Source organism: Lacibacter sp. H375, from assembly GCF_037892425.1.
Lineage (GTDB): Bacteria > Bacteroidota > Bacteroidia > Chitinophagales > Chitinophagaceae > Lacibacter.
In genome coordinates, this window is the sequence record NZ_JBBKTT010000002.1 from 219,003 (window position 1) to 232,335 (window position 13,333).

Here is a 13,333-nt window from a genome sequence, read left to right on the forward strand (position 1 = left end):
AATATACAATGTTAAGAAAAATTTCTGCATTAGCTATCGTATGTTCGTCATTATTTCTAACTGCTAAGGCCCAGGATTCAACATCTGGTTCGTTGAAGATTTCAGGATATGTTGACGCTTACTACCGTTATAATTTTAACAATGCAAAAGATGTTGCCGATCCTTTAAATCACAACAGCAGAACAAGTTTCACTAACTCATCTAATTCATTTGAGTTAGGTATGGCTAGTCTGAAAGCTGAATATACAAAAGGAAAAATAGGTGTTGTTGCTGATCTCGGTTTTGGCACACGTGCTGCTGAGTTTTCTTATGTTGAAACAGCAAACGGACAATACCTTGGATCTGCAATTAAACAGGCTTATGTTACTTACGCCCCTTCAGATAAAGTGAAGTTCACAATTGGTAAATGGGCTACCCATATGGGTTATGAGTTAGTTGATCCGCAACTAAACCGCAACTACAGCATGAGCCATTTGTTCACTTACGGACCATTCACTCATACCGGTCTTAAAGCTGATTTCACATTAGGTAGTGGGTTTGGTTTAATGGTGGGGGTTGCAAACCCTACTGATTATGTTTCTGCTCCTTTTGCGAAAAAGAATGTAATTGCACAGGTGAGCAAAACATCAGATCACTTAAACGCTTACCTCAATTATGTTGGTGGTAAAGATTTAGACGACAATTCAGTTAACCAGATTGGCTTAACTCTGTTGGCACCGGTTACCAGTAAGTTTGGCCTTGGTCTTGATGCTGCTTATAAAACAGTTGACCCATCAGCAGCAGGTTCAAATATATCATGGTGGGGTACTGCTTTGTATGTTAATATCGACCCTTCAGATAAATTTGGTATAACCCTCAGAGGCGAACATTTTGCTGATGATGACGGCCTTGCAGGTTTTGGAACCGGAGTAACCGCTGGTACACTTTCATTCAACATTAAGCCAGTACCAGGTATCATGATTGTTCCTGAATTCAGATTAGACGGAGCAGGTGCAGCTACTTATTACAAGAACAGTGATGCACCAGGCGCAGCATCACAAAAAAGTACGGGTTCATTTATTTTAGCTGCCGTATTAAGTTTTTAAGGGAGGATCTAAAGTTATTTAGTTTCCTTTTTTATATATGGCAGGCCCGCTCTTTCTATAGTGGGCAATCGATTAACCTCTCGTATTTACGGGAGGTTTTTCGTTTTAATGAAATCTTCTTTCTAACTGATGTCACAGATTTTTTCCTTTACAAATCTGTGAGCATTATTTACTAAACAAAAAAAGGGAAACAATGATTGAACATTATTTCCTTCTGCTGTATTTTAAACAGAATGATTATACTGCCGGCTCCTGTTGACTTAAACAATGGAAACTTCCCAATCCCCAGATGATCTCTGTTGAATCAATGCCAACCACTTCACGTTCAGGAAAGCATTGCTGAATGATCTGTAATGCTTTGTCATCTTTTGCAGAACGGAACGTTGGAACGATTACATGCTTGTTTGAAATATAAAAATTTGCATAAGAGCAGGGGAGGCGTTGATCTTCATATACCAGTTCATCCGGCATTGGTAGTTCTACAATGTTGAGTTGCTTGCCATTGATTAAACGCATTTGCTGCAGCTGTTTTAAGTTGTGCTGCAACAGCTCATAATTCTCATCGGCTTTGTTTTCTTCAATCACAGTTAACACCGTGTCTTCGTTTACAAAACGAACCGTATCATCAATATGTCCATCGGTATCATCACCAACAATTCCTTCATCGATCCAAAGTATTTGTTCTACACCATAATAGTTGATAAGATATTCTTCAATCTGTTGTTGATTCAAATGCGGATTACGATTTGGATTCAGCAAACAAGCTGTTGATGTCATTAATGTTCCTTTGCCGTTAAATTCAACCGAACCACCTTCCATGACAATACCGGGGTTAAACACCGGAATATTATAATGCTTTCCAATAAGTGTTGGCACTACATCATCAAGATCGAACGGAGGATATTTTCCACCCCATGCGTTATAACCCCAATCAACAATTACTTTTTTCTGCTCTGCATTTGGGTTGATGAGGAATGCAGGTCCATGATCTCTGCACCACGCATCATTTGTTGGGTGAAAAAAGAACTCAACTTTACTAAGATCAACTTCTGCTGTTTGCAAATGACCCAATGCAAAATTCTTCATTGCTTCATCAGCAACGTTGATACGCACCAGCTCACTCAATGAAAGCGTTTTAATAAACTTTGCATAGTAAGGAAAGATAGTATGAATTTTCCCGGGCCATGAAGCTTCTTTGTGTGGCCACGAAAGCCATGTTGCAACATGTGGTGCAAATTCAGCAGGAAAATAGTAACCGAGATCTTTAGGAGTAAGTTTTGAGTTCATTGTTCATTGTTAATAGTTCATTGTTGACGGCTCTTGCTATTAACAATAAACCATCAGCTATGAACTGTTTAGTCTTCATCAATATACCGTTTCGTAATTGGCTGATACGAATCAATTCTTCTGTCACGTAAAAACGGCCAATGCGTTCTGTACTGATCTGTTTTTTTCAGATCCAGTTCCTGCACATGCACCTCTTCTTCATTATGGGTTGCCTTATACAATAACGTCCCAAACGGATTACTTACAAACGAGCCTCCCCAGAATTGCATCGCACCATTTTGTTCTAATCCTACACGGTTTACACTTACCACATGAATGCCGTTTGCAACAGCATGACTGCGTTGCATCGTTTGCCATGCGTTGTATTGTTCGGTATTCGTTGCTTCATCTTGTGAAGTTGCCCAGCCAATTGCTGTTGGATAAAACAATATTTCTGCTCCCATCAATGCAGTGATACGTGCTGCTTCAGGATACCATTGATCCCAACAGATGAGTACACCAATGTTGGCGAATTTTGTTTTGAAGATCTTATAACCCAAATCACCGGGTGTGAAATAGAATTTCTCATAATACGCAGGATCATCGGGGATATGCATTTTGCGGTATTTGCCCAGATAAGTTCCATCAGCATCCAACACCGCTGTGGTGTTATGATACAAACCCTGTGTACGTTTTTCAAATAACGAAGCAATGATCACCACACCGAGTTCTTTCGCCACAGCACTCAAAGCTTCTGTCGACGGACCGGGAATGGCTTCAGCCAGCAGGAAATTATCATAGTTCTCCTCATCGCAGAAATAAAGCGATGTAAACAGCTCCTGCAAACAAACGATCTGTGCGCCTTTGGCCGCCGCTTCTCTTGTTTTGGCAATTGCCTTATGCAGGTTCTCTTCTTTATTGGCCGTGCAGCTCATTTGCACCAACCCTACTTGTACTTTACTCATAGTGCTTTTTTAAGACGGGCAAAAATACAGAAATAGTTGGGAGGGAAGTGTTAGGAATTAGGAATCGGGCGTTTGGAATTGGGGGAGACTTTGGAACTGATATTCTTGTTTTTCGAATGGTAGTTTATAAGTCTTCTGAAGCGTAACTTTCATCCGGATTGTACAGATAGTTTTATTATTGCCAGAGCTCAATTCCTCTACTTCAAAAAATTGGCAAAAACAGTTATCACAAGTGCATTGATATAATCAATAAAAAAAGCACCCACCAACGGAACAACCAGGAATGCCTTTGGTGCAACACCATGTTTATCTACTATTGTTTTCATCACCGCCATTGCATTTGCAACAGTTCCCAACATAAAGCCAATAAAGCCGCTTGACATTACAGCCGATTCATAGTTCTTTCCCATCAGCACAAAGGTGATGGTGAGTGCAAATAAAATAACAACGATCACTTGCGCTATAAGTATTCCAGAAAGTGGTAATGCCAAATGAAACAGCTCCCATAACCGCAGGTCCATTAATGCAACGGTAAGAAAAATATTTAAAGCAATGCCACCGGCAAAATCAATCGTCTTCTGATCCATCGCCGTCCATTCTTTTTTATCGTTGATGTTTCTGAATACTGCACCCACGATCATGGCACCGATATATGCAGGAAGTGTGATGCCTGTTTTTGCAATAAAAAAACTCACCGCACTTCCCAGGCCCATGATGATGCCGATGTTAACCAAGCTGATAGTGAAACCTGAATTTTCATGTGTAATATCAACACCAAGCAGCTCATCCTTTTCGCTGGCTAAGGTTTTTCTTTTCGTATGGTTCTTCTTCGCATCTTTCTCTAAGTTGAACCTATTGATGAGGAAAGTGGCAGCAGGTCCGCCAAGTAATCCGCCGAACACAATACCAAATGTTGCAGATGTAATGGCAATTGTTTCCGCACCAGTTAATCCCATCTCTTCAAATAAAGGCGCAAATGCTAAACCTGTTGCAGGACCTCCAACCAATGTTACAGAGCCGGCCATCACACCAAACAATTTCGGCATACCAAATAAGCTGGCAACGCCTATTCCCACAAGGTTTTGAATCACACAAAATGCCGATGAAAGAACGAGGAATACCATCACCTGTTTTCCTCCCTTTTTTAATAATCCAAAACTTGCATTGGTTCCGATGGAAGTAAAGAACAGCATCATACACAAAGATTGCATGGACGTATTTACCTGGATGTTCAGGAACCTGTCGTGTGCAATGAGATTGAAAGCTGCAAAAACTAATCCGCCTAAAACGGCGGATGGAATATTGAGTCGTTCAAAAACAGAGATTTTCTTTTTGAGCAACATGCCTGTTAAGAAAATAAGACCGGCGATTGCAAGAGTCTGAATGAGATCAAGATTAATTTGGGGTATCTGCGTTTCCGTTGCAGGCATAAAGTTTTACATTGTATACAAAACAAGTTACTTCAACAAAACAAGAACAGGTAATCCTTTTTTGTTAGGAATGAAACTTCACCAACTTTCAAACAGTGTTCCCTTGAGAAAAAAGTCATAGGAAAACAATAACTCGTTGATCTCTTTTTTCTTTATGAGGTATGCCTTTGTATCAATTTCATTATTTTCTCTGGATTTTATAAGTTCTTCTAATTCCAGTTTTTTAAGATGTCTCTTTTTTGCGTTTTCGTAATGCTCTAAATTTTGCCTGCGCTGTTCCAAAACATCTTCTCTAATTAAGTTCGGATTTTCCTGGTTTGTAACTCTGTCAAGAGAATAGCCATTTCGTTCTATGTAGGAAATTCTCTGTTCAAATTGAAAAGATGGTTCCTGACGAATAAACTGTTCATACCCATTGCATGTAAACTGAAGGTTGCCTTGTCTGGTGATGATCGTCCATTGATTGTTACCTTCCCTTTCGATGTCTTCAATTTCAAAAACATCCTCAAATCCAAAGTCAAACTCAAATGTTAAGTTTTGAGTTGATGTAAACACTAAAGTTGCAGGTGCTACCCAAAAAGTAAAAGGTATTCCTTCAAGTTCTGGATTATTCCATTGGAGGATATAGTCAATGTCTAATTCCAGATCTTTTGCCAGACGGATTTTGTAAATGTTGCAATCGTGCCAACCCATTTGTTCAAAATCTGCATCAGTCCAAACTTTTTTTTCTAATTGATAATCCATTTCTAAATAGGAGACTGTATCAAATTTAGTTGATTATTCGGTACAAGAGTTCGACACTCTTTTCCAGCACCTCATTCTTGTGCCATGATGAGAATGTTTGAGTAGATGCTTGCGCTAAAAAGAAAATATTCTCTGACTGCCGAACATTCTTTATTCTTTTGAAACCGACGAGGCTATAGAGATAAGCGTATCAATGTTGTTTAAATCAGGTGAACATACCAAACTACTCATATCGCCACTTATTATTCCACAATATCCCAATACCCCAGCGTTGTAAATTTTCCAATCCTGTTTTTTTCCAAGAATTACTGATTGAATTATTTTGATTGGACTTGCGTCGTCAAGAAATGGGTCTGACTCATATTTCGTTTTGCCTTTGTCTTCTAATGTTGCTACACCATAACTTATAAATTCGTAACCCGGTTTATAAAACCGATATGAGTTACTTTGTCTAATGGTGCTATCATTTTTAACTTGATATTTTTCGTTAATTGTTATGTAGTACCCAGACTGTCCAAGCCTCGTTTTAATATCTCCGAAGCGGAATGTAAGAACCTCAACAGGAGTTTTGCTTCTATTTAAGCAGGAATAAAAAAGTAGAAGTGCTGTAATGCAGAGTAGGGTTTTAATTTTCATCTTATAAATCTATTAAATAAAATACTGCTTTTTCATAAAGTAGATTATCTGACCAACTAATATAAAACTAGTATGAAAAAATAAATTTTCTAAATTTTGATTGTTTAGTCTTTAATATCTAATGACTATCCATGGCAACTATTGTGGAGGTCAACAACAAAAAAATCCGTGCACAACCAGTACACGGATTTTCAATATCTCTAAACACGATCGCTTACGCTGAATTCCTCGCCGCATTAATAATCCCAAATGAACTGCGGATGATCAGTTTTTCGTATGCTGCTTTATGTGGCGATTGTTGTCCACGTTCGTTCATCTCCCTGCATTTTGCAATAGCATATTGCTGTATGGTGATAAGTGGCATTACAATACGTTCACGCATTTGAATGGATAATTGTTCAACCGGGAAATCTTCCATCAACTCGGTATTACCGCTCAGCAGTAATACATATTTCTTCGTGAGTTCATATTCGTTATAGATCTTCTGCCATATCTCTCCATACACCGGGTGATCACGAAGGTATTCTGTTAACGGAAAGAAACATTTCTTCATCGCCATCTCACAATTGTCCATGAGTGTTTTAATGAAGAGCGAATTTTGATACAGTTGTTTCATTTCAGCAAAGCGTCCCTGGTCGTCTAATGCCTTTAATGCTGTGCCCACACCATAGTAACCCGTTACGTTTTGTTTGATCTGGCTCCATGCACCCACATAGGGAATTGCACGGAGATCTTTCAATTCAAGACGTGAAGAGCCGCCACGCTTTGCAGGACGGCTGGCAATATTTGTATCACTGTAATATTTCAACGGACTCACATCAACCAGGTATTGCATAAAGTAAGGATGCTGTTTCAATTCAACATAAGCATCAAAACTTTTCTTCGCCACTTCCACTATCAATGCTTCTTCTTCTTTCTGCAATGCTTTTGTTGAAGAGAACAGATCGTTACTGATACCGGCATTGAGCAGTTGCTCAATATTGAACTGTGCTGAATCATGTGTGCCAAAATTGGAACTTACAGTTTGTCCCTGTACCGTCAGTTGAATTTCTTTATTGGAAATTTGTTTACCCATTGATGCGTAGAAGCGATGTGTTTTACCACCGCCACGTGCAGGAGGGCCGCCACGTCCATCAAAGAACACAACATTATAGCCATACTCACTCGAAATGCGGGTGAGTTCTTCTTTCGCTTTGAAAATACTCCAGTTGGCCATGAGGTAACCGCCATCTTTTGTGCCATCACTAAAACCAAGCATGATGGTTTGTTGTTTCTTGCGTTGCTGTAAGTGTTCTTTATACACTTCGTTCTCATACAACTCTTTCATTACAGTTGGAGCCTGTCGCAGATCTTCCACTGTTTCAAACAAAGGCACAATATCAATCGGCAATACTTCTTTGCTCCATCCACTTAACAATAATAACTGAAACACTTCCATTACATTTTCTGCACTGGTACACTGGCTGATGATGTAACGGTTACAACCATCTTCACCATTTGCCTGCTGAATGGTACGGATGTTTTTCATTACATCCAATGTTTCTTTCACCAGTTCATCGGTGGCTTTATTTTCGGGGTTGGTCTTGTAGTTGGGTAAATAAGGTAATGCAATGCTGCTGTCTTTCGCTACAATGTTTGCCAATACCTGTTTGTGTACTGAACTGTCCTGGCGAATATCGAGTGAAGCAAAGTGCAAACCGAATAACTGCACACGGTTGATCAGTTGCTCAACTGATTGTTGAAATAAGCCATTATGCTGATGAATGAGAATGCTTCTTATTTCAAACAGCGTAGCAAGTATTTCATCTTTGCTTAAACTGGTTGTATGACCGGGGATAAAAATGTTATCGTACAATTTCTTTTCAAGACCTGCGAGTAAAACATCCACACCGGTAAAGGTGAGCCTGCGTTTTAAACGACGAACTTCTAAATAATAACATTTAATAATAGAACCACGTAACAGCGATGCAACTTTCAATGTAATATCAGTTACAACAAACGGGTTGCCATCTCTGTCGCCACCAGGCCAGAAACCCATACGGATCAATGGTTGGTTAAAATCAATACCTAATTGTAACTGATTCTTGATAGAAGTGTAAATTTTGCCTGCAGCGGCATAAAATACATTCTCTAAATACCAGATCAAACTCACAGCTTCATCATACGGAGTAGGGCGTTGCTTTTTTAGGAACGGCGTTTTACCCAGCTGTTGTAAATAGGTATTGATGAGTCCTGCATTATTATCGGCCAAAGCTTTCGACAGATCATGAATTATACCCAACACCGAACCGGGATAAAATTGAGTAGGGTGTGCCGTTAGTACCAAACGGATGCAATAATCGTTCAGCTTTTGTTCCAGCTCTTTTTCTTTGTGCTTTATCTGCACTTCATTAAAAAGTTGTTTTAACGAACCTGATCCCTGCATATCGTTCACTTCACGAAATGAAGCATCTTCCAACGCATCAAACAACACGATCTGGCGCTCGGCATATTGCACAAAGCGAAAGAGCAGATCGATCTGTTCCTGTTCTTTCTGATACACCGTGTGGCGTGTAAAGAAATCTTCAAGTATTTCTACAGGGCTAAGTTTTTTCTTATACCCATCTTCACTGTTGTTGAGTAGTAAAGACAACAAAATACCTGTCCGCTCAATACGATGAAACGGAAGCGATGTAAATAAACTGTTGTAGAGTTGAAATCTGATCCCTACGAGGTTCTTAAACTGTTGCAGCCTTGCTGCATGTGAAAATGACATAGTAATCCTGTTTTAAGGCAGGCAATCGTGGAGCGAAAGATAAAAAGAATTGAAGGGTTGAAAAAATTTGTTTACGCAAACGATAAAGCCGCCTTACGGGGCGGCTGTGTCTTTCCAGATTAGACTGAAGTAATTATAGGTGTGACTAATAACGAAGAAGTGTTTTTTAAAGGCCGTTTACGATCAATAAGGGTTCATGGTTATGCAAATGTTTGTCATTGGTTGCCTGCAGAAAGCAGGAGTGTGTTTTATGCTTGCTATTGTTTGTTTTTATTTTTACTTCAGGCAAATGAACGGTAGTAAATTGAAACAGATCTTTCTTTACCGTTTTTGCAAACACCATTGCTTTTTCAGGAAGGGTAGTTTTATTCCCTTTTACCAGTTGCGTATACCCCGGGTTTTTTACCAGGAACCAGGCCGCCAGTACTGTTACCATCATTATACCTTTTTTCATGTTGTTTGTTTTTTGTGATCAATCAATCACAGAACAAATATATACTGCGTGTAAGCCTGCACAATAGCATAAATATGTGAATAGTACAAATTGTTGAGTGAACTGTAGTAAACCATGAATAAACCGTTCTTGGTAAATAACAAAAAAACCACCTGCATAAGCAGATGGTTTTTCTTTGTTGATACTCACGATTACTGTTTGCTATAAGATTTGTGCCATTTTTTTATCTGCAGATCAATATCCTGATCAGCTTCAAAAGCAATATCTCCCAGGTTGTTGATCTCTACTTTTGCTTCACCTGCAACTATTACCTGCAGATTTTTTGAAGCAATAACTCCGTTGCTGCGTACATAAGATTTTCCGTTGATAACGAGCTGGCGAAGGTTCTGTACAGGAACATAAACAGTTACCCTGTTTTTGAGTGAACCTTTTTTGCTTAAGAGCCGTACACGACCATTCTTCTGATCAAACAATACTGCTTTGTTGTCTTTCTCTTCACCGGTGATACGAAGTTTTGCATCGGTACTTTGTGTAAGCACTACATTAATGTCGTCGCTTACTTCAATACTGTAAACAGAAGCTGTGAGATCCATTTCTCGTGTAATGTTCTCTGCATTTGCAACAGTGGCCATTGTAAGCACACCGATGAGCAGACTAAATAATTGTTTCATGATAATAAGGTTTTTGGCTTTGCAGCCGTGTTTTGATGATTAGTTTAACAATACAAAGATGCATCATGGAGAAGGCCAAAACAATCGCATAAACATGTTGAAGCGGTAAAAATGAATTACGAGTTGTTGGCTGAAAACCTTGCTGGAGCTGTATTTTAAATTGGTTACACGATAGCTATCACATAATCATGTGGTTTTATTGCCAGGGTGACAGAATATTAAAACGGTTGTTTACATTTGAATAACTAACAACCGCATGAGAGTCATTGTATCCTTTGTTTTCTTAATCCTTGCTGTGCTTCCACTTTCTGCACAACGATTTTCTTATGCGTTCAACCGGATAAGTACCGACGATGGTATTGGTTTGCAATCAAATGTTCTCTTCAGTATCTACCAGGATAAGAAAGGATACATTTGGGTGGGTGGAAGTAATGGTGTGCAACGGTTTGATGGCGCCAAGTTTGTTACATTCAGTCCTGATGGAACAAAAGGCGATCCCTTACCTACTGTAACCGTAAACCAGATATTACCGGCCGACAGTAACAGCATGTGGCTGGCGGCTTACTCATTAAAGGAGTTTGGTATTTTCAATCCTTCAACTTACAGTTATCGCAAAATACCCATTAAGACATCTGCAACATTACCACCACGATCAGAGTTCAAAATGTGGCAGGATGCTTATGGAGAAACGTATATCAATATTCATCATTACGGAAAAATATTGCGTTACGATAAGACGGTGAATGCGTTTACAGAAAACACACCGCTCAATAAATTACCCAAAAACTGGAAGGCCACTTTCAATACATTTCATGATAAACTGAAAAAACAATATTGGATTGTTTGCGACAGCGGTTTAAGTGTATATGATGAAGCCAGCAAACAAATGTGGACCAGGAATTATAATCCTGCTAATCTTCCATTGTTGAATAATGAAGTTGTGCAATCAAATGTTTCAGAGTTTTACATAGATCAGCAACGTCGTCATTGGGTGTTTAACTGGGCGGGTTCGCAGAAGTTTCATTGCTTTGATGCAACAGGGAAATATCCTTTGAATGATACGGCAGGTCTTGTAGATGTTAACACATCTTATGCAGAGCTGAGAAGTTTTTACCAGACAAGGAGCGGCATTTTGTGGATCTACGGTTTGGGCAATCTTTATAGCCTCGACAACAGAACTGATGCGATGAATAAAAATTTTGAGCTTCACCGTACACAGTATCTTGATAACTATGGTATCAGATATGGTTCAGTAAATCAGGTGTTTGAAGATATGGATGGTGTGTTGTGGATTGCTACAGACCAGGGTTTGTATTATACTTCAACATTCTCGACTGATATCACAAATATTTATTTATCGAATTTACCCGGGTACTACAGTGTAACCGATCTGATGGAATTGAAGAACGGCGATTACTGGTTGAGCACCTGGGGCAAAGGCATCATCACATTCAATAGAAATTTTAAGCCCTATCCTTCACCGCTTTATAAAAACATGCCTTCTATGGATGCTGGCACTGCCAATGGTTATCGTTTAACCTGGAGCATGTGTCAGCAAAAAGAAACAGGTAAAATATTTATCGGCTGCCAGAGTGGCCTGTTAATGATCTACGATCCTGCAACAGGTAAAACAGAATATCAACGTCCGGAAATTTTTGATAAACGCACGGTCCGTTATATTGTAGAGGACCATCAAAATAAATTGTGGTTTGGCACCCAGGCCGGACGTATTATTAAATATGATGGCACCAATTATAAACTTGTACTTGATCTTGGACAAGGTGCAATTATCTACAAAATATTAATCGATAAACAAGGTTGGGCTTGGGTTGCCACACATGATAAAGGTGTATACGCCATCAATACTGTCACTGATAAAGTTGAACAGCATTATACCGCAGCAGAAGGCGATGGTCAGCTGTTTACCAATACCTGCACTGATCTTGAGCAACTAAACGACAGTATAATTTATGCATCAACAGAAGCACTCAACATCATCAATAAAAGAACAGGTAAAGTGCAACAGGTAACCTGGCGTGAAGGATTACCATCAAATTCCATTAAACGTTTACGGCTCGATAGGAATGGTTATCTCTGGATCATTACACACAAGGGGTTATCACGCTACGATCATAAACGAAAACGGTTTACCAGTTATGGCAGCAAGGATGGAATTTTAATGGGCGAGATCACAGATAAAGCAGACTTTATCTGCAGCGAAGGTTATGTGATGTTTGCCGGTGTAAACAGTTTATTGTTTTTTAAACCGGATGTGTTTCGAAGAAGTATTCCGCCGCCTGATGTTACATTAACTGATTTTCTGTTAGGTAATGAATACCAGTTGCTCGATTCATTACAACGTTTACCTGAAATAAGACTGAAGCCTGATCAGAATAACTTCACCATCAGTTTTGCATGTCTCGATTTTAAAAACAGGGAAAAGTTTATCTATTATTACAAAATGGAAGGTCTTCATAAAGATTGGATAAGGGCAGATCGTTTATCTGTTCCTTTTGCAGCGTTGTCGCCGGGGCATTACATATTTAAAGTAAAGGCCGAAAGTCTTGATGGAATGGAATCAAAAAATATCAGCAGCTTACCTATTTATATTAAACCTCCTTTCTGGCGAACGTATTGGTTCATTTCTGCACTGTTGTTGCTTGTGGCAGTGGTTGCTTACAGTATGCACAGGCTTCGTCTTAACCGGTTAATCGCTGTTGAAAAAATCCGTAATCGTGTAGCTCGTGACCTGCACGATGATATGGGCAGCACCCTCAGCACCATTAACATCCTCAGTTCAATGGCCAAAGCAAAATTAAATTCTGATGCCATAAAGACGGGAGAATACATTAACAAGATCAGCGATAACAGTCAGCGCATGATGGAGGCAATGGATGATATTGTGTGGGCTATTAAACCTGCAAACGATACCATGCAGAAAGTGGTGGCCCGAATGCGTGAGTTTGCAACAAATGTATTTGAAGCAAAAGAAATTGACCTTGAGTTTAAAGCAACTGAAGAGGTAAATGAAGCAAAGATTGATATGGAAGGCCGCAGGGATTTCTTTCTCATCTTTAAAGAAGCGGTGAACAATGCAGCAAAATATTCAAGGTGCAGCAAAGCTAGTGTGCATGTGTTTGTTGAGAACAGGAAACTTATTTTACTGGTAAAAGATAATGGAGTTGGGTTTGATGTTAAAAGCGCCGATGGCGGAAACGGTTTGGGTAATATGCAAAAGCGCACCGATGCGTTACAAGGTAAACTTCAACTTACATCAAAAGAAGGAGAGGGAACTGAAGTGCGATTAACAGTACCACTTAATTAACT

Annotated in this window: 10 protein-coding genes; 2 read left to right on the forward strand and 8 right to left on the reverse strand. The window is 39.3% G+C overall.

The window, feature by feature from the left end; all coding sequences use genetic code 11:
• Positions 1-8 precede the first annotated feature (8 nt).
• Positions 9-1,085, forward strand: coding sequence for a porin (locus WG954_RS21380; protein ID WP_340439145.1), 1,077 nt, complete (start codon positions 9-11; stop codon positions 1,083-1,085).
• 237 nt (positions 1,086-1,322) lie between these two features.
• Here the strand turns inward: WG954_RS21380 and WG954_RS21385 are convergent, their stop codons facing one another.
• From WG954_RS21385 to WG954_RS21420, 8 genes are all read right to left on the reverse strand, one after another.
• Complete coding sequence (locus WG954_RS21385; protein WP_340439146.1) at positions 1,323-2,372, reverse strand: agmatine deiminase family protein; 1,050 nt, start codon at positions 2,370-2,372, stop codon at positions 1,323-1,325.
• A gap of 68 nt (positions 2,373-2,440) precedes the next feature.
• Complete coding sequence (locus WG954_RS21390) at positions 2,441-3,316, reverse strand: carbon-nitrogen hydrolase (RefSeq protein WP_340439147.1); 876 nt, start codon at positions 3,314-3,316, stop codon at positions 2,441-2,443.
• Positions 3,317-3,513: 197 nt separating this feature from the next.
• A complete protein-coding gene (gltS, locus tag WG954_RS21395; protein WP_340439148.1) occupies positions 3,514-4,746 on the reverse strand; it encodes a sodium/glutamate symporter in 1,233 nt (410 codons plus the stop codon).
• Positions 4,747-4,824: 78 nt separating this feature from the next.
• Entirely contained in the window at positions 4,825-5,490 is a 666-nt protein-coding gene (locus WG954_RS21400) for a hypothetical protein (protein ID WP_340439149.1), read from the reverse strand.
• A gap of 150 nt (positions 5,491-5,640) precedes the next feature.
• Entirely contained in the window at positions 5,641-6,126 is a 486-nt protein-coding gene (locus WG954_RS21405; protein WP_340439152.1) for a hypothetical protein, read from the reverse strand.
• 214 nt (positions 6,127-6,340) lie between these two features.
• Positions 6,341-8,881, reverse strand: coding sequence for a phosphoenolpyruvate carboxylase (locus WG954_RS21410; RefSeq protein ID WP_340439153.1), 2,541 nt, complete (start codon positions 8,879-8,881; stop codon positions 6,341-6,343).
• 166 nt (positions 8,882-9,047) lie between these two features.
• Entirely contained in the window at positions 9,048-9,335 is a 288-nt protein-coding gene (locus WG954_RS21415) for a hypothetical protein (RefSeq protein ID WP_340439154.1), read from the reverse strand.
• Between the two features lie 191 nt (positions 9,336-9,526).
• Positions 9,527-10,006 carry a GIN domain-containing protein gene (locus WG954_RS21420; protein WP_340439155.1) on the reverse strand — a complete coding sequence of 160 codons (480 nt, stop codon included), beginning with the start codon at positions 10,004-10,006 and terminating at the stop codon, positions 9,527-9,529.
• A gap of 256 nt (positions 10,007-10,262) precedes the next feature.
• Here WG954_RS21420 and WG954_RS21425 point away from each other — a divergent pair, with 256 nt between their 5' ends.
• The gene (locus tag WG954_RS21425) at positions 10,263-13,331 is read left to right on the forward strand and encodes a ligand-binding sensor domain-containing protein (RefSeq protein ID WP_340439156.1); all 3,069 of its coding nucleotides are present in this window, start codon (positions 10,263-10,265) and stop codon (positions 13,329-13,331) included.
• Positions 13,332-13,333: the final 2 nt, after the last annotated feature.

What these genes read in the sequence shown, in the direction of transcription:
- WG954_RS21380 (WP_340439145.1), top strand. Translation starts at nt 9, where the DNA reads ATGTTAAGAAAAATTTCTGCATTAGCTATCGTATGTTCGTCATTATTT.
- WG954_RS21385 (WP_340439146.1), bottom strand. Translation starts at nt 2,372, where the DNA reads ATGAACTCAAAACTTACTCCTAAAGATCTCGGTTACTATTTTCCTGCT.
- WG954_RS21390 (WP_340439147.1), bottom strand. Translation starts at nt 3,316, where the DNA reads ATGAGTAAAGTACAAGTAGGGTTGGTGCAAATGAGCTGCACGGCCAAT.
- gltS (WP_340439148.1), bottom strand. Translation starts at nt 4,746, where the DNA reads ATGCCTGCAACGGAAACGCAGATACCCCAAATTAATCTTGATCTCATT.
- WG954_RS21400 (WP_340439149.1), bottom strand. Translation starts at nt 5,490, where the DNA reads ATGGATTATCAATTAGAAAAAAAAGTTTGGACTGATGCAGATTTTGAA.
- WG954_RS21405 (WP_340439152.1), bottom strand. Translation starts at nt 6,126, where the DNA reads ATGAAAATTAAAACCCTACTCTGCATTACAGCACTTCTACTTTTTTAT.
- WG954_RS21410 (WP_340439153.1), bottom strand. Translation starts at nt 8,881, where the DNA reads ATGTCATTTTCACATGCAGCAAGGCTGCAACAGTTTAAGAACCTCGTA.
- WG954_RS21415 (WP_340439154.1), bottom strand. Translation starts at nt 9,335, where the DNA reads ATGAAAAAAGGTATAATGATGGTAACAGTACTGGCGGCCTGGTTCCTG.
- WG954_RS21420 (WP_340439155.1), bottom strand. Translation starts at nt 10,006, where the DNA reads ATGAAACAATTATTTAGTCTGCTCATCGGTGTGCTTACAATGGCCACT.
- WG954_RS21425 (WP_340439156.1), top strand. Translation starts at nt 10,263, where the DNA reads ATGAGAGTCATTGTATCCTTTGTTTTCTTAATCCTTGCTGTGCTTCCA.